This window comes from Alicycliphilus denitrificans K601 (assembly GCF_000204645.1).
Lineage (GTDB): Bacteria > Pseudomonadota > Gammaproteobacteria > Burkholderiales > Burkholderiaceae_C > Alicycliphilus > Alicycliphilus denitrificans.
On sequence record NC_015422.1, the window covers coordinates 2,370,378 to 2,393,893 of the forward strand.

The window sequence follows — 23,516 nt, forward strand, 5'->3', positions numbered from 1 at the left end:
CGGCATCCATGGATGTCAGATCATCGATTCATGCATCGGTGTTATGTGTTTCCCGCTCGAAGCCGCCGCGACCAGGCGGATGAGTTCCTTGGCCGGAGCGGACAGCCTTGCGTCGCTCATGGCCGTGGCGTAGACCGTGTAGCCTATCGATGGACGCAGGGGCAGCGCCACTCCGCCCCGCCTCTGGTGTTTCGCCGCCGTCATGGGGTCGACCACGGCGATGCCCAGCCCTTCGAGGCACAGGTCGCTGATGGACTGGAACAGCGATGCTTCGACCATGGCGTCGACCTGCACCCCGTTGGCGCCGAGCCATGCGTCCAAGCGTGTCTGGAACGTTCCGGTTGAAGCAATGAACGGCTTGCCTGCGAACTCGCTCACATGTATGTGGCTGGCCTTCGGGTCGAGCCACTTCCCGGTGCCGATGCATACGCATTCCGAAGAGAATTCGGCGACCGTTTCAAGATCTCCCAGCGAAAGAGTATCTGCCGTGAGCCCGATATCGGCCTGCCGGGTTTTGACGTGCCTCGCCACGTCGATATACGAGGCGACGCGAAGGCTGATCAATACGTCGGGGAATTTCTCCCTCAATTGGCGGACCACGGCAGGAATGATGGAGTGCCCGATGGAAGGTATTGCGCTGATCGAGAGCTGACCAAGCTTTTGTTTCCGCAGCTGGTCGGAGAAATCGATTATCTGCTCCAGCCCCAGAAAAGACTGCTGCACCTTCGCCATCAAGGCATGGGCTTCTTCCGTGGGTTTGATGGTGCGTCCGCTCTTTGCGAATAGCAGAATGCCGGTCGATTTCTGAAGATCGGCTATGAGCCGGCTCATGGCCGGCTGGGTGATTCCCAGGGAATCGGCCCCGGCACTGATCCCGTTGTGCAGCATCGCAGCCCGGAAGGCCTCGATCATCCGATAGGTGACGTTCCGACTGGTCATGGGTTTGAGCCCGGCGCATGCCGGGCGAGCGGGCCGCCTGGAAGGGCGGTCGGGACGAGTACGCCCTTGAACGGCAGTTCGGAATTCTGGCGGTGCCCGGCAGGGGAGGAAGGCATGGCGGCGATTATCCTTGGCGGTTCCGCCCATCCTCATTCGTGAAAGCAGCACCCCCATGTCCATCCAGTGGTTCCCCGGTCACATGCACCTGACGCGCAAGGCGATCGGCGAGCGCATCAAGGACATCGACGTGGTGATAGAGCTGCTGGACGCGCGCCTGCCGGGCTCCAGCGGCAACCCGCTGCTGGCCGAGCTCACGGGGCACAAGCCCACGCTCAAGGTGCTCAACAAGCAGGACGTGGCCGACCCCGCGCGCACGCCTGCGTGGCTGGACTGGTACAACGCGCGGCCCGGCACGCGCGCCATCGCGCTCGATGCCTCGGACGCCGCGCCCGCGCGCCGGCTCGTCGAGGCCTGTCGCCAGCTCGCGCCCAACCGGCGCGGCCTCTCGCGGCCCATGCGGGTGCTGATCTGCGGCATTCCCAACGTGGGCAAGTCCACGCTGATCAACACGCTGTCGGCCAAGCGCGAGGCCAAAACCGGCGACGAGGCCGGCGTCACCAAGCAGGAGCAGCGCATCGTGCTCGACGATGACTTCTACCTCTGGGACACGCCGGGCATGCTGTGGCCGCGCATCATCGTGCCCGAGAGCGGCTACCGCCTTGCCGCCAGCGGCGCGGTGGGGCGCAACGCCTACGACGAGGAGGAGGTGGCGCTGGAGCTGCTGGCCTACGTGAAGCGCCACTACGCGTCGCTGCTCGACGCACGCTACAAGCTGGGCCTGGACGCGCAGGCCATCGGCGCCAGCCACGACGACGAACTGCTGGCGCTGATCGCGAAAAAGCGCGGCGCGGTGATGAGCGGCGGGCGGCTGAACCTGCAGAAGGCCGCCGAAATCGTGCTCACCGACCTGCGCAGTGCCGCCCTGGGCCGCGTGACGCTGGAGATTCCCGAGGAGTTCGAGTCCTGGCTGGCCGCCGCCCGGCTGAAGGAGAAGGAGCGCGCCGAGCGCAAGGCCGAGCAGCGCAAGCGCGACGAGCGCCGCGCGCGCAATGCGCCGCGGGACGATGGATAGTTTTTATTGATGAAAAATGGCTTCAGCGCCCGTCCATCAAGCGCTGATAGCTATCAATAGCAGAGCTTTCCACCGCTGCCGCTACCACGCCAGCGGCGCGGGCGCGTCGTCCCAGAAGATGAAGCGCCGCACTTCCGCGTAGCGCGAGGTGCCCGGTAGATAGGGGTCGATGCCGCTGCCCTTGCGCAGCAGCACCAGGTAGCCGCCGGCGGTGCCCACGGCCAGCGCATGGCCGTCCGGGGCCATGGCGATGCTGCGTATGGCTCCGCCGATGTGGTGGCGCCACAGCGTGCGGCCGTCTTCGGCCAGACCGTGCAGGTCGCCGTCGGCGTCGCCGCGCACTGTGAGGCCGTGGGCGGCTGCCGTGACGGCGTCCTGCGCCTCGTTCCCGTGCGCGGCGGGCGCCGCCTGCGGCGCGGGGGCGATGTGCAGCCCGTCGGCGCCGACCTCCCACCAGGCGCCGGCCTGCGCGCCGTGCGCGGCCGAGACATGCGCCAGCAGCCGGCCGTCCGCCTGCCACAGCACGGGGCCCACGGCCCGGCCGACATGCGCCGCGCGGTAGGCGAGGGCGCCGGGCGCGAACGCGAAGCGGCGGTGAAAGCGCGCCGAGAGGTCTGCGTCGGCCCAGGCGTGCACGGCGCGCGCCAGCTGCAGCACGGCGCCGGCCTGGGCGCCGCGCGGGTCGACGATGGCGGGCATGGCTGCGGCGCCGCCGTCGTCCTGCGCGGGTGGTTCCGCCATGCGCTCGGCCTGCAGCGCCCAGCGCTCGCGCACCAGGGCGGCGTGGGCGCGGCCGGCGCGCTGCCAGTCGTTGGACAGGGCCATGATCTGCGCGCCGAACACCTCGGCGTCGGGCTCGTCGGGCGCGAACGGGGGCGTGCGCGGCAATGGCGGGGCGGGCTGGTCGTCCGGCGGTGGCGCCTGCTGCGCGCACGCGTGCTCCGCGTACAGGCGCTGCTCCAGCGTGGTGAACAGGCGCAGCAGGCGCGCCATGTGGTCCACGGCGTCGTTGGGCAGGCTCTGGCGCGCGTCGCTCTGGCGCTGGGCGTAGCTCAGGCGCAGGCCCGGCGGGTGGGACGTGCCCTCGTGCGGCGCGTCGTCATCGACCAGGTCGATCTGGTAGCAGGCATGGGCGTCGTCCTCCGCGTCGCCCGGCGCCTCGCTGCCGTTGCGCCAGCTGAGCTTGAGCGCGCGGCCCCAGCTGCGGCCGCTCTGCTGGCCGGGCTGGCGCGCGCCTATCCACACGTCGCCCTCCCACCAGCCGTTGCGCTCGGGGTTCCACCAGTCGTTGTAGCGGCCGGTGAAGACGGGCAGCAGGGTCAGCGCGCGCACGCGCTCGGGCGTCAGGGCGGCGTGCAGGCGCGCGCGCAGCGGCCGGCCCGCGCGGCGCTGGGCTTCGGCGCGGCGCCAGTAGCCGATGACGCCGCGCCAAGCCTCGGCACAGGCCTGCAGCGCCTCGGGCGGCGCGTCGTGCAGGCCCTGCCAGGGGCCGGGCCCGCCCGTGGCGCCGTAGCCGCGGTACTGGCGCACCAGTCCGTCGGTCACCGTGGGCGCCGCGGGCTGGCGCAGCAGCGCCCAGGCCTGGGTGAACAGGCTGGCATGGGCGGCGGGGTCGTCGTGCGGCAGCGCGAGCCAGAAGTCCCAGCGCTTCCAGATGGTGATGAACAGGCCGTTGTGGTAGGTGTCCTGGTCCTCGTCGACATGGCTGCGCGTGAACAGGAAGTCCGTCTGCCCGAACCAGCCCGCGGCCTTGTGGCGGCTGCTGTCGGGCAGGGCGGCCTTGAGCAACTGGCGCAGGGCGGTGGCGTCCATGGCCTCGCCGGGGCACAGCGTGGCGTCTTCGGGCAGGCCGTCCTCGCACAGTGCGTCCGTGCCGGGCTCGGCGGAGTCGATGGGCGGTGTGGCTGGCATGGCGTGCGGCGGGTTGGCGTGCAGCGCATGGTAGCGCGGCGCGGCGCTATGCGGCCATCCACGGCAGCGCGAGCACGCGCGCCTGCCAGTCGCGCCAGGGGGCGTCGGGCGCGCAGGGCAGGGGCGCCGCGGCGGGTGGCCAGGGCAGGCCGCTGTCGATCGTGACCATGCGCCCGTCCTGCGGGTGCGGCAGGCGCAGGCGCCAGGCGTGCAGCCACAGCCGCTGCAGGCCCAGGCGTTCGGCCCACCAGCGGTTGAGCGGGCCCTTGCCGTGCGTGGCGTCGCCCAGGATGGGGTGGGCGGCGTGCTTGAGGTGGCGGCGGATCTGGTGGCGCCGCCCGGTCGTGGGCTCGGCCAGCACCAGCGATGCGCGCGTGGTGGCGAAGCGCGGGTCGCTGGATTCGGGCAGCTCCAGCCGCGCAAGACGGGTAAGAAGCGTGTGCGCGGGCTGGGCGGGGGCGTCCTGGGGCGCGTCGTCGGGGCGCAGCGGGTGGTCCACGTCGGCCAGCGGCGGGGCCCAGCCGCGCACCAGCGCCAGGTAGCGCTTGTGCACCGCGTGGCGCGCGAAGGAGCCGGCCAGGGCGCGCGCGGCCGCGGGGTGCAGGCCCATGACGAGCACGCCGCAGGTGCCCTTGTCGAGCCGGTGCACGGGGTAGACGTGGCGGCCGATCTGGTCGCGCAGGGCCTGCACCACGAAGCGCGTCTCGCCGGCGTCGAGCCCCGTGCGGTGCACCAGCCAGCCGGCGGGCTTGTAGAGCGCCACCATGTGCTCGTCCTGCCACAGCAGGTGCAGCGGGGGCGTGGCGTCGGGTGTCAGGAGTCGCGCCCCGGCGTGAACTGGATGGTGCTCAGGCCCGTGTCGGGCGCATCCCGGTTGCGGCGCGGCGTGAGCCAGTACACCTTCAGGCCGTGCAGCCAGGCGCCCAGGTAGACGATGGACAGGGCAAAAATGCCCCATTGCCCGGCCTTCCACGAGGCGTAGAACCAGAACGGCTGCCCCAGCAGCCCGAAGATGCAGGCCCAGCGGCGCAGGAGTGCGCTGCGCGTCTGCGACAACCATGCGGCGGTGGCGCCCAGCAGGGCAATGGCGATCTGGTCGAGTCCCATGGTGCGGTGGCCTGTCGGGTGGTGTGTAGGAAATGCGTGCTGGATGTTTGTACAGCATGATAGCAGCCTGCCCGGCTGCCTGCCTGCAGCACAATGCGCCGCCATGATGATGTCTCCGCGCTCCGCCATTTTGCCGCTGCCCCTGCTGGCCGCGCCCCGTGCCGACGACCCCCGGCCCCTGGTCCTCTACCACGGCCGCTGCGCCGACGGCTTTGCCGCGGCCCTTGCGGCCTGGCGCTTCTATGGCGGGCAGGTGCAGTGCCTGGGCCTGTCGCACGGCCAGGCGGCCACGGTGGATGACCTGCCGCCGCTGGAGGGCCGCGCCGTCTACGTGCTGGACTTCTCCTTCGCGCCCGCGCTGCTGGCCGAGATCGACGCGCGCGCCGCCAGGCTGGTGTTGCTGGACCACCACAAGAGCGCGGCCGAGCAGCTCGCGGGCTTTGCCTGCCGCTGCGGCGCGGTGCATTTCGACATGGCCAAGTCCGGCGCGCGCCTGGCCTGGGAGTTCTTCCACCCCGATGCGCCGCTGCCTGACCTGGTGCGCCATGTGGAGGACCGCGACCTGTGGACCTGGCAGTACCCCGAGACGGCGGGCTTCGTGGCCGCGCTCGACATGGAGCCCTTCGACTTCGCGCGCTGGAGCGCCATCGCCGACTTCTCGCCCGCCGAGACGGCGGCCTTCGTCGCGCGCGGCCAGGCCATGGACGAGAAGTTCCGCCACCTGGCGCAGGACGTGGCCGGCGGTGCCCGGCCGCTGGCATTCAACGGCGAGGCCGGGCTGATGGTGAACGCTCCGGGCGCCTTCCACAGCCTGGTGGGCGAGCTGCTTTCAAGGCAGAGCGGCACCTACGCGCTGATGTGGGCCGTGGGCGGCGACGGGCAGGTCAAGGTGGGCCTGCGCTCGCAGCGCGGCTACGACTGCTCGCCGCTGGCCGTCAGCATGGGCGGCGGCGGGCACGCGCAGGCGTGCGGCTTCCGCATGCCGGCCGAGCGGCTGGCCGAGCTGCTGAGCGGCAGCTTCGATTCATAGCCAAATCGGGCTTTGGCGCTTGTCTGGCAAGCGCTGGCAGCTATCAAAGTTCAAGCGGCTTCCTCGAACTTGTCCACGCGCCGCAGCGTGGGAAACAGGCGCGCCCACAGCCCCACCACGCCCAGCGTGCACAGGCCCCCGAGCACGGCAGCCGGCACCGCGCCCACCCATGCGGCGCTGGTGCCCGCGCGGAATTCGCCGAGCTCGTTGGACGAACCGATGAACAGCATGTTCACCGCGTTCACGCGCCCGCGCATCTCGTCGGGCGTGGAGAACTGCACCAGCGCGCCGCGGATGTAGACGCTGACCATGTCCGCCGCGCCCGCCACCATCAGCGCCGCGAACGACAGCGCGAACACCGTGGAGAGCGAGAACACCAGGTTGGCCAGCCCGAACACCGCCACGGCGGCGAACATCGTGCGCCCCACGCGGTGGTCGAAGGGCCGCATGCTCAGGTACAGGCCCGCGCCCACCTCGCCGATCGCCATCGCGCTGCGCAGCGCGCCCAGGCCCTGCGGGCCCACGTGCAGCACCTCCTGCGCGTAGATGGGCAGCAGCGCCACCACGCCGCCGAGCAGCACCGCGAACAGGTCCAGCGAGATGGTTCCCAGGATGATGGGCCGCGAGCGGATGAAGCGTATGCCCGCCCCGAAGCGCTGGAACATGCTGCCCAGCGCGGGCCCGATGGGCGCCGCGTGGTCCACCGCCACGCGCGCCAGCAGCAGCGTGCCCAGCGCGAAGCAGGCCATGCACACCGCGTAGGCCAGCCGCGCGCCGCCCACCGCGTAGAGCACGCCGCCGAGGAACGGCCCGCCGATGGTCGCCATGCGCATGATCATCCCGTTGGCCGCCACCGCCTGCGCGAGCTGCCCGCGCGGCACGATCTGCGGCAGCAGGCTGGAGAGCGCCGGCGCCGAGAACGCGCGCGAGCAGCCAAACAGCACCAGCACCGCGTAGATGCCATCGACCCCCGCCGCGCCATGCCCGGCGAGCCACCACAGCAACGCGCTGCACACCGTGCCCGCCGCCCAGCTGGCCGCCAGGATGGGCTTGCGGCTGAAGCGGTCGATCAGATCGCCCGCGGGCAGCAGCAGGACCAGCATGGGCAGGAACTGCGCCAGCCCCACGTAGGCCAGCGCCATGGGCGCGCGCGTCAGGTCGTACACCTGCCAGGCCACCACCACGGCCTGCACCTGCGTGGCGAACACCGCCACCAGGCGCGCCGTGAGAAATGCGATGAACCCCGCGTGGCGGTAAACGTTGGAATCGGCGGGGGAATCGGTCACGGTGCGAGGGGCGCAAAGCGGGCGATCCTACCCCCGCCGGCTCAATCGCGCTGATGGCGGCGCCGGTAGTCCCACGGCGCCATCGGGCGCTTCTGCGACCACAGGCCCGCGCGGCTCTCGCGTGCGTGCCGTTCCAACTGCTCCAGGTCGCGGTTGCCCGCGCGGTACACCCAGGCCAGCCCCGCGCGCACCTGCGCGGCGGCCACGTCCTGCCCGCTGCAGCGCACGTGGGCCAGCGTGCGGCCATACGCGTCGTGCCCCAGCGTGTGCAGCCGTGCCTGCTGGCGAAAGCACAGCAGCGCGAGGTTCTGCCGCGCGCGCTGGCCGAAGGCCTGCCTGCGCTCGGGCGCGTCGATGGCGGCCACGCGCACGCGCATGGGGCGGTGCTCGCCGCAGCGCACGGTAAGCGAATCGCCGTCGCCGATGGCGATCACGAGGCAGAGCAGGGCGGAGGCGGCGGCGGGCATGGGCGGCGAAAAGGCGCCGCACTATACCGGACACATGCCGGGCCGGTGCGCGCATTCGCGGACAATCGCGCGTTCGCCGCTTCCATTCGCCTCGCATCGTGTTCAAGGGTCTCGCCGCTTCCGTCGCCGCTTCCGTGCTGTTCGGCGCGCTCTACTACCTGGCGCCGCTGCTGGCGCCGCTGGACGGCGAGCAGATCTTCGGCTGGCGCGTGCTGTGCACGCTGCCGTTCACCACCGTGCTGCTGCTCGCGCAGGGGCAGTGGCCGCGCGTGCGGCTGCTGGCGCTGCGTGCCTGGCGCGAGCCGCTCCTGGCCCTGGGGCTCGCGGGCAGCGCGGCCATGCTGGGGGTGCAGCTCTGGCTGTTCCTCTGGGCGCCGTTGCACGGGCGGGCGCTGCCGGTGTCGCTGGGCTACTTCCTGCTGCCGCTGGTGATGGTGCTGGCCGGGCGCGTGCTGTACCGCGAGCGCCTGTCGCGCCTGCAGTGGCTGGCCACGCTGCTCGCGGCCGCGGGCGTGGCGCACGAGGTGCTGCGCGCCGGCGGCATGTCGTGGGAGACGTGGCTCGTCGCGCTGGGCTACACCGTGTACTTCGTGGCGCGTCGGCGCATGCGCACCGACCATCTGGGCGGGCACTGGCTGGACATGCTGCTGCTCGTGCCCGCGGCGCTGTGGTTCGTGCTGCGCGCGCCCTCGTCGCTGCCGCTGGTGGCGGACAACGCGCACCTGTGGGCGCTGGTGCCGGTACTGGGCGTGGTGAGCGCCGTGGCGCTGGCGTTGTACATGGCGGCCAGCCGCCTGCTGCCGCTGGGGCTGTTCGGCCTCTTGAGCTACGTGGAGCCGGTGCTGCTGGCGCTGGTGGCGCTGCTGCTGGGCGAGAGCATCGGCGCGGCGCAGTGGCCGACCTACGGGCCCATCTTCGCGGCGGTGGCGGTGCTGGTGGTCGATGGCGCGCTGCGGCTGCGCCAGCGCGGTTGATCGCAAGCCAAATCGGGCTCCAGCGCCCGCCCATCAAGCGCCAGCAGCTATCGTTTCGATATCATCCCACGCGCCGGGCGCCAGGCCGTCCAGCGTGTACGGGCCGATGGCCGTGCGCACCAGGCGCAGCGTGGGGTGGCCCACGGCCGCCGTCATGCGGCGCACCTGGCGGTTGCGGCCCTCGCGGATGACGAGTTCGATCCAGCTGTCGGGGATGTTCCGGCGCACGCGGATCGGCGGGTCGCGCGGACACAGGGCGGGCGGCGGCTCCAGGCGGTGCACGCGCGCGGGCCGGGTGGGGCCGTCGTTCAGCGTAATGCCGCGCTGCAGCGCGGCCAGGGCCGCGTCGTCGGGAATGCCCTCGACCTGTACCCAATAGGTCTTCTCCATCTTGTGGCGCGGGTCGCTGATGCGCGCCTGCAGCGGCCCGCTGTCGGTCAGCAGCAGCAGGCCCTCGCTGTCCGCGTCCAGGCGCCCGGCCACGTAGACGCCGGGCAGGTCGATGAAGTCCTTGAGCCCGCGCCAGCGCCCCTCGGGCGTGAACTGGCTCAGCACGCCGTAGGGCTTGTTGAAGCGGATCAGCCGAGCGCGGGCCTTCATGCGGGCAGGAACAGGGCGGGGTCCACCATCGTGCGGTTGAGCATCACGCCCCAGTGCAGGTGCGGGCCGGTCACGCGGCCGGTGGCGCCCACCTTGCAGAAGGCGTCGCCCGTGCGCAGCCGGTCGCCCACCTGGCAGTCCACGCGGCTCAGGTGGCAGTACATGGTGAGCAGGCCGCCGCCATGGTCGAGCCAGACGGTGCCGCCGTTGAAGAAATAGTCGCCCACGTCGATCACCCGGCCCGGCAGCGGCGCCACGATGGGCGTGCCCGTGGCGGCGGCGATGTCCATGCCGCTGTGCGGGTTGCGCGCCTGGCCGTTGAACACGCGGCGCAGGCCGAAGCTGCTGGAGCGCGGCCCCGGCACGGGCTGGCGCATCTGCAGCTCGTCCGGCAGCGGGGTGGAGAAGGTCGCCATGATCTGCTGCTGGTGGGCGCGCTCGCGCTCGTGACGGGCCAGGTCTTCGGGCGCGAGGTCCACGGTGCGCGGCGCCACCGTCAGGCGCTGCTCGCGGTATTGCTTGGGCGCCACGCGGTAGGCGATGCGGCGCCCGGGCGCGCCGGCTGCGGCCTGCACCGTCACGTGGGCCTGGCCCACGGGCGCGGAGAGCGGTATGCCGACCAGGGCCATCCACGCGATGCTGTCGCCCAGCACCAGCACGGGAACGTCGCCCGCGTGCACCACGGGCCGCTCGGGCGCCGGGCCCAGCTGCAGCCGGGCCACGCCGCCGGGCACCTGCAGCGCCTGGGGCCAGGCATCGGGCGCCGTGGCGGCACGGGCCAGCACGGCGGGGCCGGGCAGCAGCGCCAGGCCCAGGCCCCGCAGCACGGCGCGGCGTCGCGCGCCGGGCCAGGGCAGGGGATGGAGGGGAGAGTCGTCACGCAGGGATTTCACGGCGGGCAGTGTAGTGGCTGCGCCCCGGTGCCCAATGCGGCGCCATGGTTATGCGCAAAGCGATTGTCCTCATGCACGGCAGGCGCGGTGGGCCATAATCCGCGCCCAATGCCCTGGCCGCCCTGGCGGCCAGGGCATTGCCACGTCTGGCGCGGCGCGGGCCGCGCTCCCTCACTTTTTCCAACCCATCAGAAAGCAGATCGACCATGCGTCAAGAACATGACTTCATCGGCATCAAGACCATCCCTCCCGATGCGTACTGGGGCGTGCACACCGCCCGTGCCGTGGAGAACTTTCCCATCACCGGCCACACCGTGGCCCAGATGCCCGCGCTGATCCGGGCCTTCGCCTTCGTCAAGAAGGCCGCCGCCCACGCCAACCTGCAGCTGGGCGCGATCAGCACCACCCAGGCAGACGCCATTGCCAAGGCCTGCGACGACCTGATTGCCGGGCAGCTGCACGAGCAGTTCGTCACCGACGTGATCCAGGGCGGCGCCGGCACTTCCACGAACATGAACGCCAACGAGGTGATCGCCAACCGTGCCCTGGAGCACCTGGGATTGCCCAAGGGCAGCTACGACGTGATCCACCCGAACGACCACGTCAACGCATCGCAGAGCACGAACGACACCTATCCCACGGCGGTCAAGATCGCCACCTATTTCGGCATCCAGGAGCTGCTCGGCGCCCTGGCCGCCCTGCGCGGCGCCTTCGAGGCCAAGGCGCTGGAATTCGCCGGCATCCTCAAGATCGGCCGCACCCAGCTGCAGGACGCCGTGCCCATGACGCTGGGCCAGGAGTTCGCGGCCTTCGCCTCCATGATCGCCGACGACGAGCGCCGCCTGCGCGAGTCGGCCTACCTGATGGCCGAGGTGAACATGGGCGGCACGGCCATCGGCACGGGCATCAACGCGCCGCTGGGCTACGTCGACGCGGTGGTACCGAAGCTGGCCGAGCTCTCGGGCGTGCCGGTCAGGGCCGCCGCCAACCTGATCGCCGCCACGTCCGACACGGGCGCCTTCGTCGACATTTCCGGCGTGCTCAAGCGCATCGCCGCCAAGCTTTCCAAGATCAGCAATGACCTGCGCCTGCTGTCCTCGGGCCCGCAGGCGGGCGTGGCCGACATCCGGCTGCCGGCGCGCCAGGCGGGCTCGTCCATCATGCCGGGCAAGGTCAACCCGGTGATCCCCGAGGCGATGAACCAGGTGTGCTTCGAGGTGATAGGCAACGACGCGGCCATCACCATGGCCTGCGAGGCCGGGCAGCTGCAGCTCAACGCCTTCGAGCCGCTGGTCGCCTGGGCGCTGCACAAGAGCCTGCACCACCTTGCCCGCGCCTGCCGTACGCTGCAGGTCAACTGCGTGGAGGGCATAGCCGCCAACCAGGGCCTGCTGGACGAGCGCATCGCCGCGTCGGTGACGCTGGTGACGGCCCTGAACCCGGTGATCGGCTACGAGAAGGCCGCGGCCATCGCCAAGGCCGCCATCGCCACGGGCAAGCCCATCGCCGAGGTGGCCGAGGACCTGGGCATCATGGGACGGGCCGAGATGCAGAAGCTCCTGGTGGCCGAGCGGCTGACCCAGGCCGGGGCGATCAAGGCCGTCCACTGAAGCTATCAAAAAAATAGCTGCAGGCGCTTGCTATGTAAGCGCTGCAGCCGTTTTTTGCGTAATTCCGGGCGCCTACTTCATGCGCTCGGACTCGACCACCATGTCCAGCATGTAGACATAGGCCGATGCGTCGGCCGGCGGGTTCTGGCGCTTGAAGCGGTTGATGCGCAGCACGTTGCGCATGCCGGGCTCGTGGGTGTAGCCCTGCACCTCGTCATAGAACACCTGCCATTGCCCCACGTGGGTCTTGGCGCCGTTGTCGCCGTAGCGGATCTCGCGCACGCGCAGGCACTGGGCGTTCTTCATCACGCCATGGCTGCAGGCCACCCGCTCGGGCGCCACTTCCAGGAACATGCGCTCGCCGGGGCCGCCATACTGCGTCTGCGGCGTGGGCTGGCCGGCCAGCTCCCAGCGGCTGCCGTCGGCAAAGAACAGCTGCAGCTGCGGCGTGCCGCCGGCATTGAGCTGGTAGCGCGTGACGGTCGGCAGCTGCGCGCCCACGCGCTGCTCCAGCCGCATCAGATCCTTGTCGGCGCAGGCGCGCATGGTGGACACGGGGCGGCCGAGCTGCATGTCGCCGCCCTGCGTGCCGAAGCTGGCGCCCAGCATGTTGCACAGGTTGCGCACGCTCAGGCGCTGGCCCTCGAAATGCAGCTGCATCGGCGTGTGCCCGGCCAGGAGCCAGCTTCCGTCGCTTCGGCCCTGCGCGTCGAAGGCGGCCGTCAGGTTCCAGTCGTGGGAGGCGAGGCTGGGGGCGCCGTTTTGCGCGGTGGTGGAGGGCATGGGGGCCGGGGTCTGCGGCGGGGCGCTGGCGCAGGCGCCCACCAGGGCGGCCAGGGCCAGCGCGGCCAGGGTCTTGAGGGCTTGCTTGTCGTTCATGGCGGAATTGGACGCGCGCGGGGCGGCAAAGGTTCACCCCCGGGCGCCCAGGAATTGTGAACAAGTTAGAACGAGGAGCCGGGCTCGCGCAGGAACGCCAGCTCCTCGCCGCTGGACTCGCGCCCCAGGATGGCGTTGCGGTGCGGGTAGCGGCCAAAGCGCTCGATGATGGCCCGGTGCTGCAGCGCGAACGGCAGGTTGCCCTCCAGCCCCGGCTCGGCGAAAAGCCGCACCGACTGCGCCTGCACCACGCGGGATTCGCTGTGCATGTAGGGCATGTAGGCAAAGGCGCGCTGCGCGGGCGGCAGGGCGCCTGCCTGCCCGCTGGCCACCAGCTCCTGCGCCAGCACCAGCGCCATGCCGTCCTGCGCGAAGGCGCGCGGCGTGTCGCGGTATACGTTGCGGGAGAACTGGTCCAGCACCACGATCTCCGCCAGGCGCCCCCGAGCGCTTTGGCGCCAGCCGGACAGCTCGCCGCTCGCGGCGGCCTGCAGCGTGGCGCCGAAGCGCCGGGCGATGGCGGCGTCCAGCGCGGCGTCCTTGGCGAAGTGCTGCGGGGCGCTCAGCTCCTCGAACCAGAAGTGCAGGATGGATTCGGGCGTCATGCGCGCAGGCCGTGGGTCTACTTGCCCCAGCTGTCCTTGAGCCCCGTGATGCGGTTGAACACGGGCCTGCCGGGCGCGTGGTCCTTGCGGTCGGCCACGAAGTAGCCGAAGCGTTCGAACTGGAATTTCCCGTCGGGCCGGGCGGCGGCCAGCGAGGGCTCCACGTAGGCGTTTACCACCTTGAGGCTGTCCGGGTTGAGCAGCGCCAGGAAGTCCTTGCCGCCCGCGTCGGGCTGGGCATCGGTGAACAGGCGGTCGTACAGGCGCACCTCGGCCTGCAGGCCGTCCTGCACGCCCACCCAGGTGATGGCGGCCTTGACCTTGACGCTGTCGGCGCCGGGCGTGCCGCTCTTGGTGTCCGGCACCACGGTGGCCAGCACCTTGGCCACGCGGCCTTCGGCATCCTTCTCGCAGCCCGTGCATTCGATCACGTAGCCGCCCTTGAGGCGCACCCTGTTGCCTGGGAACAGGCGCTTGTAGCCCTTGGGCGGCACCTCCTCGAAGTCCTCGCGCTCGATCCAGACCTCGCGGCCCAGCGTGAAGCGGCGCTCGGGCGCGCCTTCGTGCGCCCCATCGTGGGAATGCGGCAGGGCGGGCAGGCTGCAGTGCTCCAGGTGGTCCGCGCTGCCGAACACCTCGGCCCAGTTGGTCAGCTCCAGCCTGAGCGGGTCGAGCGCCACCATGGCGCGGTGCGCCTTGGCCTCCAGGTCCTCGCGCAGGCAGCCTTCCAGCGTGGCGTAGTCGATCCAGCTGTAGTCCTTGGTCACGCCGATGCGCTCGCAGAACATCTGTATGGACTCGGGCGTGTAGCCGCGCCGGCGCAGGCCCACGATGGTGGGCATGCGCGGGTCGTCCCAGCCGCTCACGATGCCGTTGTCCACCAGGTGCTTGAGCTTGCGCTTGCTGGTGACCACGTAGGTGAGGTTCAGCCGCGCGAACTCGTACTGGCGCGGCTGCGGCGTGGCGATCAGGCCGCCCTCGGCCAGGCGGTCGAGCAGCCAGTCATAGAACGGGCGCTGGTCCTCGAACTCCAGCGTGCAGATGCTGTGGGTGATGCACTCGAGCGCGTCCTCGACCGGGTGCGCGAAGGTGTACATGGGATAGATGCACCACGCATTGCCGGTGTTGTGGTGCTCGGCGTGCTTGATGCGGTAGATGGCCGGGTCGCGCAGGTTGATGTTGGGCGATGCCATGTCGATCTTCGCGCGCAGCACGGCGGCGCCGTCGGGCAGCTTGCCGTCCTTCATATCGCGAAAGCGTGCCAGGTTCTCGGCCGGCGTGCGGCTGCGGTAGGGGCTGTCCACGCCGGGCCTGCCGAAGTCGCCGCGGTTCGCGCGCATCTCCTCGGGCGTCTGCTCGTCCACGTAGGCGTGGCCGGCCTCGATGAGGTACTCGGCCGCGCGGTACATGAAGCCGAAGTAGTTGCTGGCGTAGTACAGGTTCTCGTGGCCGTCCGGGTCCTTCCAGTCGAAGCCGAGCCAGTGCACGGCGTCGATGATGCCGTCCACGTATTCCTGGTCTTCCTTCTCGGGGTTGGTGTCGTCGAAGCGCAGGTGGCACACGCCGCCGTAATCGCGTGCCAGGCCGAAGTTCAGGCAGATGCTCTTGGCGTGGCCCACGTGCAGGTAGCCGTTGGGCTCGGGCGGGAAGCGCGTGCGGATTTTCGCGGGGTCTGCCGGGCCGGCGCCCTGGTGGGCCGCGTCGCCGGGGCTGCCGGCCCAGCGGTTGCGTGCATGCGTGCCCTGGGCCAGGTCGGCTTCTATGATCTGGCGCAGGAAGTTGCTGGGTTTGACGGTATCCGTGCTGTCGTTGTGGACTGGGGTGCTCATGCCTGGATTCTAGGCCGCGCCAGGGCCTGGGCAGGCCCTGGCGGCAACGTTCGGAAACAACATGAATGCCAATCCATGCCAACCTGTCGCCGGTCTGGCGCGTTGAGAGCAGGCCTCGCAGTCAAAGGAGATTTTCATCATGACCCAACGTCGCTCTTGGTTTGCCGTCGCCGCATCGGCCGGCGTGGCCCTGGCCTTGATGGCGGGCGCTGGCGCTGCGCAGGCGCGCAGTGACGTGTACTGGTCCGTCGGCGTAGGCGCCCCCGGCGTGGCCCTGGGGGTAGGCAACGCAGCCCCGGTGTACTACGCGCCGCCCCCGCCCGTGTACTACGCGCCCCCTCCGGTGGTGTATGCGCCGCCGCGCCCCGTGTACTACGCGCCGCCGCCTCCCGTGGTGTATGTGCCGCCCGTGGGCTACTACCAGCGGGGGTGGGGCGGCCACCACCACCATCACCACGGCCGTCGCGATTGGCGCTGAGGTACTTGGCGGATTGCTGAGGCAGGCGGCCCCGCGGGGCCGCTTTTGCATGGTGGCCGCCCAGCATAATGAAGGGCTGCGGGTAGGCTCCCGCCCGGATTGCACTTCATGACCACCAAAACCGTTTACGTTCTCAACGGCCCCAATCTCAACCTGCTGGGCACGCGCGAGCCGCAGGTCTATGGCTCCCAGACCCTTGCCGACGTGGAGCAGATCTGCGCGGCGGCCTGCACGCGCCATGGCCTGGCGCTGGTGTTCCGCCAGAGCAACCACGAGGGCGCCCTCGTGGACTGGATCCACGAGGCGGGCCGGCTGCACGCCGAGGGCAAGCTGGCCGGCGTGGTGCTCAACGCCGCGGCCTATACGCACACCAGCGTGGCGCTGCTCGATGCCGTCAAGGGCACGGGCGTGCCGCTGGTGGAGCTGCACATCAGCAACGTGCACGCGCGCGAGAGCTTCCGCCACCGCTCCTACCTGGCCGGCGCCGCGCGCGCCGTGATGTGCGGCTTCGGCGTGCAGGGCTACGCGTTGGCCATCGCCGGGGTGGCGCAATGGTGACGGCGCGGGCGCTGGCCACGCTGCCCGTGCCCGCCCAGGTGCTGGCCCTGGAGCGGCAGGCCAGGCGCGAGACCACGCCCTGCGGTGCCGGCGACATGGTCTGGCACGCCTGGGGCACGCCGCGCGATGGCGTGCCGCCGCTGGTGCTGCTGCATGGCGGCAGCGGCAGCTGGACGCACTGGGTGCGCAACATCGCCGACCTGATGGACGCGGGGCGCGAGCTGTGGATTCCCGACCTGCCGGGTTTCGGAGATTCGGCCTCGCCCGCCTCGGGCGGGGACGCCGATGCTCTGGCCGGGCCGATGGCCGAGGGCCTGCGCACGCTGTTCGGCCCGCGCCAGTGCGACCTGGTGGGCTTCTCGTTCGGCGGCCTGACGGCCGGCCTGCTGCTGGCGGCCCACCCCGAGGTGGCGCGCCAGCTGGTGGTGGTGGGCGCTCCCGCCATGGGCGTGGTGCCGCAGCGGCAGGTCGCACTCAAGGCCTGGCGCCACCTGCCCGAGGCCGCCCAGATCGCGGCGCACCGCTACAACCTGGCTGCGCTCATGCTCAAGGACGAGGCCCTGATCGACGCCCTGGACGGCTTGGCGCTGGGCCTGCACGTGGCCAACGTGGTGCGCGACCGCATGCCGCGCCGCCGCCTGGCGCACACCGATGCGCTGGCGCGCGCGCTGTCGCGGGTCGATTGCCCCGTGCATGCCATCTATGGCCGCAGCGACGCGCTCTACAAGGAGTGGATAGGCGCGCTGGAGGGCGCCTACGCCGCCGCCGCGCCCGATTTCCGCGGCCTGGCGCTCATCGATGACGCTGGCCACTGGGTGCAGTTCGAGCGCCCGCAGGCCTTCATGCAGGCGCTGTTGGCGGCGCTGCGCGCGGGCGCCGGCAAGTGACCGAACGCCATTGCCCCCCGGCCCTGCGGGTGGACCCCGCCGAGGTGGAACTGACCGCCATGCGCGCCCAGGGCGCGGGCGGGCAGAATGTGAACAAGGTGTCGAGCGCCGTGCACCTTCGCTTCGATATCGTAGCCTCGTCGCTGCCCGGCGACGTGAAGCAGCGCCTGCTGGCCCTGCGCGACAGCCGCATCACGCAGCAGGGCGTGCTCGTCATCAAGGCCCAGCAGTACCGCACGCAGGAGGCCAACCGCCTGGACGCGCTGGCCCGCCTGCAGGCCCTGGTGGACAGCGTGGCCCGGCCGCCGCGCGTGCGCCGCGCCACGCGGCCCACCCTGGGGTCGCAGCAGCGGCGGCTGGAGGCCAAGAGCCGGCGCGCGGGCATCAAGGCGCTGCGCGGCCGCACGGCCGCGCCGGACTGAATCTCGCCTTGCCGCGCTCGCATGGGTGCGCTGGATGGAACGCAGCATCCCATGTATGGTCCTTGGCATTGCTCCTTCCACACCCACATGAGGGCTAGACCATGACCACAGATACCGTCTCCCCCTCCACCGGCCCCGGCGCGCTGCCGGCGCTGTTCGTTTCGCACGGCGCACCGCTGTTCGCGCTCGAACCCGGCAGCACCGGCCCGGCGCTCGCGCGCTGGGCCGCCGGGCTCAGGCGCAGCCACCCCGGCCTGCGCGGCGTGGTCATCATGTCGCCGCACTGGATGGAGCGCGGCGCCACCGTCATGACCGGCGCGCGGCCCGCCACCTGGCACGATTTCGGCGGCTTTCCGCCCGCGCTCTACGCGCTGCAATACCCGGCCGCGGGCGACCCGGCACTGGCCGGGCAGGTGCTGGACCTGCTGCGGCAGGCCGGCATCGCCGCGCAGGGCGACGCGGAGCGCCCCTTCGATCATGGCGCCTGGGTGCCGCTCATGCACCTGTTTCCGCAGGCCGACCTGCCGGTCGTGCAGGTGGCGCTGCCCGTGGGCGCAGGCCCGGCCGAGGTGCATGCCATGGGGGCGGCCCTGCACGGCCTGCGCGCGCAGGGCGTGCTGGTCGTGGGCTCGGGCAGCATGACGCACAACCTGCGCGAGTTCTTCGGCGGCGGGCATGAGCGCGCGCCCTACGTGCTGGAGTTCAGCCGCTGGATCGAGGCCGCCGTGGAGCGCGGCGACCTGCCCGCCCTGCTGGATTACCGCCGCCAGGCGCCGCACGCGCAGCGCGCCCACCCCACGGAGGACCACTTCCTGCCGCTGTTCTTCGCGCTGGGCGTGGCCGGCGAGGGCTGGGGCGCCGAATACCTCAGCCGCGAGGTGATGTACGGCATGCTCGCCATGGATGCCTTCGCACTGCATGCGCCGGCTGCGGCATGATCGCCCCATTGCACCGAGACACCCCTGCCATGCTGGACCTGCCCTTCACCTGCCTGCACCGTCCGGCCAACTCGGCGGTGCGCCACCCGTGGCTGCTCGTGCTGATGCACGGCGTGGGCAGCAACGAGCACGACCTGTTCGGCCTCACGCCGCAGATTCCCGAGCACTTTCACGTGCTGAGCCTGCGCGCGCCGTTCCGCATGGGGCCGGGCGCATTCGCATGGTTCGATTTCTCCATCGAGCCGGGCGGCGAGCGCACCATCGACGAGGCGCAGGAGGCGCACAGCCGCGCGCTGCTGGAACAAGCCGTGCCCTCGGCCGCGCGCCAGCTCGGCGTGGAGCCCGGGCGCACGGTGGTGGGCGGCTTCAGCCAGGGCGGCATCATGGCGCTGTCGTTGCTGCTCACGCGCCCCGGTCTGATGCACGCGGGGCTGGTATGGCACGGCCGGCTGCTCGCGCAGGCCGTGCCATACATCGCGTCGGCCGACGCCTTCCACGGCAAGCATCTGCGGGTGAGCCACGGCACGCACGACAACGTGATCCCGCTGGCCCATGCGCAGGCCATCCGCCGCCAGGTGCAGGCGCTGCCGCTGCACCTGAGCTACGAGGAATTCGCCGGTGCCCATGAAATCCGCCAGGCCGAGCTGGCGCACACGGTGGCCTGGCTGCAAGGGCTGTCCGGCGCGGCCTGAGGCGCCCGGCAGGGGGTAAGCGCCGTAACGCCGTGTAGCCCTGCCGGCTGAAAGACGAATCGGGCTGTAGCATAGGCCCATCGTGCGCAAGACGCTATCAATTGCGAAGCAAAAGGAACGCGCGGCGCTTTTTCGGCTCGCACCCCTGTGGCGCACCGCCCGCCCGTGAAAGGAACTCCCATGCCCGAGCGCGACCCCGCCGAGTACCGGCCCCGGCCGGAATCCTCCACCTCCTGGGCCGTGGCCGCCGTGGTGGCCGCAGCCGTCGCGGCGGGCGCCGCGTGGTGGTTCTGGTGGCGGCTCGCGCAGGCGCCCGCGCCGGTCGTGGCGCCGCCACCCGACGCCGCGGCTTCGGCGCCGATGGCCGAGGCGTCCGGCCCGCAGCACCCCATCGCGGCGCAGGCCGATGCCGGGCCGCTGCCGCCGCTGGCCGAGTCCGACGCATGGGTGGCCAAGGCGCTGGGCGAGCTGCTGGGCGCCGAGCGCGTGGGCCGCTTCCTGCTGACGGACGGCTTCGTGCGCCGCGCGGTGGCCACCGTGGACAACCTGCCGCGCGCCCAGGCCCCCGCGCGGCTGTGGCCGGTGCAGCCGGCGCCGCAGCGCTTCCTGGTCGAGGGTCCGCCCGGCGCGCAGGCCATCGCGCCCGCCAATGCGGCGCGCTACCAGGCCTTCGTCGCGTTCGCCGAGGCCGTGCCACCGGACGCCGCCGTGGCGCTGTACGCACGGCTCTACCCGCTGTTCCAGGCCGCCTACGAGGAGCTGGGCTACCCCGGCAAGTACTTCAACGACCGCCTGGTGGCCGTGCTGGACCACCTGCTGGCAGCGCCCGCGCCGCAGGGGCCGCTGGCCGTGCAGCTCACGCAGGTGCGTGGCGAGGTGCCGTCCACGCGGCCCTGGGTGCGCTACGAGTTCGCGGACCCGCAGCTGGAGGCGCTCTCCAGCGGCCAGAAGATGCTGGTGCGCATGGGCCCCGACAACGCCCGGCGCCTGAAGGCCGTGCTGGCCGAGCTGCGCCGCCGCGTGGTGACGGGCGAGGTGGCGCGCCGCCCGGCTGAGTGAGCCCGGCCGCCCGCGCGCTCAGCGCGCCGCGGGCAGCGGCAGGGCGGTCTTGTAGCGCACCTGCTTGAGCGTGAAGCTGGTGCGGATCTTCTCTATGCCCGGGATGGGCGTGAGCTGCTCCAGGATGAAGCGCTCCAGCGCGGCGATGTCGGGCAGCGCCACGCGGATCAGGTAGTCGCTGTCGCCCGTCATCAGGTAGCACTCCATCACCGGGTCGTGCTCGGCGATGCGCTGCTCGAAAGCGGCCAGCGCCTCCTTGCTCTGGCTCTTGAGGCTGATGCTGATGAACACGTTGAGCCCCAGTCCCAGCGCCGCCGGGTTGGCCAGCGCCACGTAGCGCTGGATGACGCCCGCCGCCTCCAGCGCCTTCACGCGCGCCAGGCAGGGCGAGGGCGACAGATGCACGCGCCGCGCGAGCTCCACGTTCGAGAGCGAGCCGTCGGCCTGCAGTTCGGCGAGTATGCGCAGATCCAGTGCATCCAGTTTCATGTGCTGTATTTTCAATCAAATGCGGAATTAAATACTGCTTCGATAGCGATTGGCGCCGTAAACGGCATCTCATTCGGGCGGGCTGGCCGTAGAGTCATGCGGCATGAACGCCCCACATCCCCCCTTTGCCCTGCGCGACGACGCCGACCCGCAGGAAACCGCCGAATGGCGCGACGCCTTCCTGGCCCTGGTGGCCGCCGAGGGGCCCGGGCGCGCGCGCTTCGTGCTCGACGAGCTCGCGCGCCTGGCGCGCGCCCAGCGCGTGGGCTGGCGGCCCGACCTCAACACGCCCTACGTCAACACCGTGGCCGCGCAGGACCAGCCCGCGTTCCCGGGCGACCTGGCCATCGAGGAGCGGCTCGCGTCCATCATGCGCTGGAACGCGCTGGCCATGGTGGTGCGCGCCAACCAGGCCTATGGCGAGCTTGGCGGCCACATCGCCAGCTACGCGAGCGCGGCGGACCTGTTCGAGACGGGCTTCAACCACTTCTTCCACGCCCGCGAGGGGCTGGGCGCGGGCCAGCACCGCGGCGACCTGGTGTTCTTCCAGCCGCACAGCGCGCCCGGCGTGTACGCGCGCGCCTTCCTCGAAGGGCGCTTGAGCGAGCAGGACCTGATGCACTACCGCCAGGAGATCACCGCGCCCCAGGCGCGCGCGCGCGGGCTCTCCAGCTACCCGCACCCCTGGCTCATGCCGGACTTCTGGCAGTTCCCCACGGGCTCGATGGGCATAGGCCCCATCAGCAGCATCTACCACGCGCGCTTCATGCGTTACCTCACGCACCGCAATCTGCTGGACTGCACGGGGCGCAAGGTGTGGGGCGTGTTCGGCGACGGCGAGATGGACGAGCCCGAGAGCATGAGCGCCCTCACGCTCGCCGCGCGGGAAGGCCTGGACAACCTCGTCTGGGTGGTCAACTGCAACCTCCAGCGCCTCGATGGCCCCGTGCGCGGCAACGGCCGCATCGTGGACGAGCTGGAGCGCCTGTTCGCCGGCGCGGGCTGGAACGTGGTCAAGCTGCTGTGGGGTAGCGACTGGGACGGCCTGTTCGCGCGCGACCTCACCGGCACGCTCGCGCGCACGCTGGGCACCACGGTGGACGGGCAGATGCAGACCTTCGCCGCCAAGGACGGCCGCTTCAACCGCGACCACTTCTTCGGCCAGAACCCCGAACTCGCCGCACTGGCCCAGGGCCTGACCGACGAGCAGATCGACCGCTTGAAGCGCGGCGGCCACGACCTGGTGAAGATCCACGCCGCCTACGCCGCGGCCGCCGCTCACCGGGGACAGCCCACGGTGATTCTGGCCCACACCAAGAAGGGCTACGGCATGGGCCAGGCCGGCCAGGGCAAGATGACCACGCACAGCCAGAAGAAGCTGGACGACGCGGACCTCATCGAATTCCGCAACCGCTTCAACCTGCCGCTCACCGACGAGCAGGCCACGGGCCTGGCCTTCTACAAGCCCTTGGATGACAGCCCCGAGATGCAGTACCTGCGCAGCCACCGCCGGCGCCTCGGCGGCTGGCTGCCCCGGCGCGAGACGGCGTGCGACGCGCTGCCCGTGCCGCCGCTGGAGCAATACGCCCAGTTCGCCCTGGCGGCTGATGGCAAGGAGATGAGCACCACCATGGCCTTCGTGCGCATGCTGGGCGCGCTGCTCAAGGACGCCACGCTGGGCCCGCGCATCGTGCCCATCGTGGCCGACGAGGCGCGCACCTTCGGCATGGCCAACCTGTTCAAGCAGGTCGGCATCTACAGCAGCGTGGGCCAGCGGTACGCGCCGGAGGACATCGGTTCGGTGCTCTCGTACCGCGAGGCGCTGGACGGCCAGATCCTGGAGGAGGGCATCAGCGAGGCAGGCGCCATCGCAAGCTGGACGGCGGCGGCGACGAGCTACAGCGTGCACGGGCTGGCCATGCTGCCGTTCTACATCTACTACTCCATGTTCGGCTTCCAGCGCGTGGGCGACGCCATCTGGGCCGCCGCCGACCAGCGCGCGCGGGGCTTCCTGCTGGGCGCCACGTCGGGGCGCACCACGCTGGGCGGCGAGGGCTTGCAGCACCAGGACGGCAGCAGCCACCTGGTGGCGGCCACCATCCCCAACTGCAAGGCCTACGACCCGGCCCATGCGGGCGAGCTGTCCGTGATCCTGGACGCGGGCATGCGCGAGATGATGGTCGAGCAGAAGGACGTGTTCTATTACGTCACGCTCATGAACGAGAACTACGCCCAGCCCGACCTGCCCGCCGCAGCGCACGAGGGCGTGCTGCGCGGATGCTATGTCCTGAATAGCTGCCAGCGCTTGCTGGACAAGCCCGAAAGCCCGATTTCATGTGAAAAGCATGTGACCCTGCTGGGCTCCGGCGCCATCCTCACCGAGGCGGCCCGGGCCGCCGCGCTGCTGGCCGCCGAGGGCATCGCCGCCACCGTGGTCAGCGTCACGAGCTGGAGCGAGCTGGCGCGCGACGGCATGGCCTGCGAGCAGGGCGGCGGCACGCCCTGGATCGCCCGGGTGCTGGCCGGCACGCGCGGTCCCATCGTCGCCGCCACCGACTACGTGCGCGCCGTGCCCGAGAGCGTGCGCGCCTACCTGCCCGAGGGCCGGCGCTACCGCACCCTGGGTACCGACGGGTTCGGGCGCAGCGACACGCGCGCCGCGCTGCGCGGCTTCTTCGGCGTGGATGCGGCGCGCATTGCGCAGGCGGCGCGAGAGGCGCTCGCATCCTGA

At 71.2% G+C, this 23,516-nt stretch carries 24 protein-coding genes; 12 read left to right on the forward strand and 12 right to left on the reverse strand.

The genetic code is table 11. The annotated features are described in order from the left end of the window. Positions 1-15: 15 nt before the first annotated feature. Complete coding sequence (locus ALIDE2_RS11305) at positions 16-939, reverse strand: LysR family transcriptional regulator (RefSeq protein ID WP_013518855.1); 924 nt, start codon at positions 937-939, stop codon at positions 16-18. A 172-nt stretch (positions 940-1,111) separates the two neighbouring features. Here ALIDE2_RS11305 and ylqF point away from each other — a divergent pair, with 172 nt between their 5' ends. Next, a complete protein-coding gene (ylqF, locus tag ALIDE2_RS11310; RefSeq protein WP_013518856.1) occupies positions 1,112-2,071 on the forward strand; it encodes a ribosome biogenesis GTPase YlqF in 960 nt (319 codons plus the stop codon). An 81-nt stretch (positions 2,072-2,152) separates the two neighbouring features. Here the strand turns inward: ylqF and ALIDE2_RS11315 are convergent, their stop codons facing one another. From ALIDE2_RS11315 to ALIDE2_RS11325, 3 genes are read right to left on the reverse strand one after another with little or no spacing between them, the layout of a single operon-like run. Beyond that, a complete protein-coding gene (locus tag ALIDE2_RS11315; RefSeq protein ID WP_013518857.1) occupies positions 2,153-3,982 on the reverse strand; it encodes a hypothetical protein in 1,830 nt (609 codons plus the stop codon). Positions 3,983-4,028: 46 nt separating this feature from the next. After that, positions 4,029-4,748: a pseudouridine synthase gene (locus tag ALIDE2_RS11320; RefSeq protein WP_174764512.1), complete on the reverse strand. Its 720-nt coding sequence runs from the start codon at positions 4,746-4,748 to the stop codon at positions 4,029-4,031. 47 nt (positions 4,749-4,795) lie between these two features. Beyond that, on the reverse strand, positions 4,796-5,089 hold the full coding sequence (locus tag ALIDE2_RS11325) for a hypothetical protein (RefSeq protein ID WP_013518859.1): 294 nt from the start codon (positions 5,087-5,089) through the stop codon (positions 4,796-4,798). 103 nt (positions 5,090-5,192) lie between these two features. Between ALIDE2_RS11325 and ALIDE2_RS11330 the strand changes: the two genes are divergently transcribed. Further along, positions 5,193-6,119, forward strand: a complete 927-nt coding sequence (locus tag ALIDE2_RS11330; RefSeq protein ID WP_013518860.1) for a DHH family phosphoesterase — start codon at positions 5,193-5,195, stop codon at positions 6,117-6,119. Positions 6,120-6,169: 50 nt separating this feature from the next. On the opposite strand, the gene ALIDE2_RS11335 is transcribed toward ALIDE2_RS11330, so the two are convergent. After that, positions 6,170-7,405 carry an MFS transporter gene (locus ALIDE2_RS11335; protein WP_013518861.1) on the reverse strand — a complete coding sequence of 412 codons (1,236 nt, stop codon included), beginning with the start codon at positions 7,403-7,405 and terminating at the stop codon, positions 6,170-6,172. Positions 7,406-7,446: 41 nt separating this feature from the next. Beyond that, on the reverse strand, positions 7,447-7,872 hold the full coding sequence (locus ALIDE2_RS11340; protein ID WP_013518862.1) for a thermonuclease family protein: 426 nt from the start codon (positions 7,870-7,872) through the stop codon (positions 7,447-7,449). A gap of 98 nt (positions 7,873-7,970) precedes the next feature. Between ALIDE2_RS11340 and rarD the strand changes: the two genes are divergently transcribed. Further along, entirely contained in the window at positions 7,971-8,846 is an 876-nt protein-coding gene (rarD, locus tag ALIDE2_RS11345; RefSeq protein WP_013722130.1) for an EamA family transporter RarD, read from the forward strand. A gap of 33 nt (positions 8,847-8,879) precedes the next feature. Here rarD and ALIDE2_RS11350 read toward each other — a convergent pair whose 3' ends face one another. Both ALIDE2_RS11350 and ALIDE2_RS11355 read right to left on the reverse strand, forming a co-directional pair. Beyond that, entirely contained in the window at positions 8,880-9,446 is a 567-nt protein-coding gene (locus ALIDE2_RS11350; RefSeq protein WP_013722131.1) for a pseudouridine synthase, read from the reverse strand. Next, complete coding sequence (locus tag ALIDE2_RS11355) at positions 9,443-10,339, reverse strand: peptidoglycan DD-metalloendopeptidase family protein (RefSeq protein ID WP_476489888.1); 897 nt, start codon at positions 10,337-10,339, stop codon at positions 9,443-9,445. The genes ALIDE2_RS11350 and ALIDE2_RS11355 overlap by 4 nt, the downstream gene beginning before the upstream one ends. 206 nt (positions 10,340-10,545) lie before the next feature. On the opposite strand from ALIDE2_RS11355, the gene ALIDE2_RS11360 reads away from it, so the two are divergent. Next, entirely contained in the window at positions 10,546-11,949 is a 1,404-nt protein-coding gene (locus ALIDE2_RS11360; RefSeq protein WP_013518866.1) for an aspartate ammonia-lyase, read from the forward strand. Positions 11,950-12,021: 72 nt separating this feature from the next. On the opposite strand, the gene ALIDE2_RS11365 is transcribed toward ALIDE2_RS11360, so the two are convergent. The 3 genes from ALIDE2_RS11365 to ALIDE2_RS11375 form a co-directional block, all read right to left on the reverse strand. Beyond that, positions 12,022-12,828: an META and DUF4377 domain-containing protein gene (locus ALIDE2_RS11365; RefSeq protein WP_013518867.1), complete on the reverse strand. Its 807-nt coding sequence runs from the start codon at positions 12,826-12,828 to the stop codon at positions 12,022-12,024. 65 nt (positions 12,829-12,893) lie between these two features. Further along, positions 12,894-13,433 carry a DUF924 family protein gene (locus tag ALIDE2_RS11370; RefSeq protein WP_013518868.1) on the reverse strand — a complete coding sequence of 180 codons (540 nt, stop codon included), beginning with the start codon at positions 13,431-13,433 and terminating at the stop codon, positions 12,894-12,896. 17 nt (positions 13,434-13,450) lie between these two features. Then, a complete protein-coding gene (locus tag ALIDE2_RS11375; RefSeq protein WP_013518869.1) occupies positions 13,451-15,262 on the reverse strand; it encodes a glutamine--tRNA ligase/YqeY domain fusion protein in 1,812 nt (603 codons plus the stop codon). A 139-nt stretch (positions 15,263-15,401) separates the two neighbouring features. On the opposite strand from ALIDE2_RS11375, the gene ALIDE2_RS11380 reads away from it, so the two are divergent. The 7 genes from ALIDE2_RS11380 (at position 15,402) to ALIDE2_RS11410 (ending at position 20,296) form a co-directional block, all read left to right on the forward strand. Next, positions 15,402-15,740, forward strand: coding sequence for a hypothetical protein (locus ALIDE2_RS11380; protein ID WP_013518870.1), 339 nt, complete (start codon positions 15,402-15,404; stop codon positions 15,738-15,740). Positions 15,741-15,848: 108 nt separating this feature from the next. Beyond that, the gene (gene aroQ / locus ALIDE2_RS11385) at positions 15,849-16,298 is read left to right on the forward strand and encodes a type II 3-dehydroquinate dehydratase (RefSeq protein WP_013518871.1); all 450 of its coding nucleotides are present in this window, start codon (positions 15,849-15,851) and stop codon (positions 16,296-16,298) included. Beyond that, on the forward strand, positions 16,292-17,185 hold the full coding sequence (locus tag ALIDE2_RS11390) for an alpha/beta fold hydrolase (protein WP_013518872.1): 894 nt from the start codon (positions 16,292-16,294) through the stop codon (positions 17,183-17,185). The genes aroQ and ALIDE2_RS11390 overlap by 7 nt, the downstream gene beginning before the upstream one ends. Then, positions 17,182-17,607 carry an alternative ribosome rescue aminoacyl-tRNA hydrolase ArfB gene (arfB, locus tag ALIDE2_RS11395; RefSeq protein WP_013518873.1) on the forward strand — a complete coding sequence of 142 codons (426 nt, stop codon included), beginning with the start codon at positions 17,182-17,184 and terminating at the stop codon, positions 17,605-17,607. Before ALIDE2_RS11390 ends, arfB begins: the two co-directional genes overlap by 4 nt. Positions 17,608-17,708: 101 nt before the next feature. After that, a complete protein-coding gene (locus ALIDE2_RS11400) occupies positions 17,709-18,545 on the forward strand; it encodes a DODA-type extradiol aromatic ring-opening family dioxygenase (protein ID WP_013518874.1) in 837 nt (278 codons plus the stop codon). Positions 18,546-18,574: 29 nt separating this feature from the next. After that, positions 18,575-19,237 carry an alpha/beta hydrolase gene (locus ALIDE2_RS11405; RefSeq protein ID WP_041700841.1) on the forward strand — a complete coding sequence of 221 codons (663 nt, stop codon included), beginning with the start codon at positions 18,575-18,577 and terminating at the stop codon, positions 19,235-19,237. A gap of 180 nt (positions 19,238-19,417) precedes the next feature. Next, positions 19,418-20,296, forward strand: coding sequence for a DUF3014 domain-containing protein (locus ALIDE2_RS11410; RefSeq protein WP_013722133.1), 879 nt, complete (start codon positions 19,418-19,420; stop codon positions 20,294-20,296). Positions 20,297-20,314: 18 nt separating this feature from the next. Here ALIDE2_RS11410 and ALIDE2_RS11415 read toward each other — a convergent pair whose 3' ends face one another. Next, entirely contained in the window at positions 20,315-20,785 is a 471-nt protein-coding gene (locus tag ALIDE2_RS11415; protein ID WP_013518877.1) for an Lrp/AsnC family transcriptional regulator, read from the reverse strand. Positions 20,786-20,888: 103 nt separating this feature from the next. On the opposite strand from ALIDE2_RS11415, the gene mdeB reads away from it, so the two are divergent. Then, complete coding sequence (mdeB, locus tag ALIDE2_RS11420) at positions 20,889-23,516, forward strand: alpha-ketoglutarate dehydrogenase (protein WP_013722134.1); 2,628 nt, start codon at positions 20,889-20,891, stop codon at positions 23,514-23,516.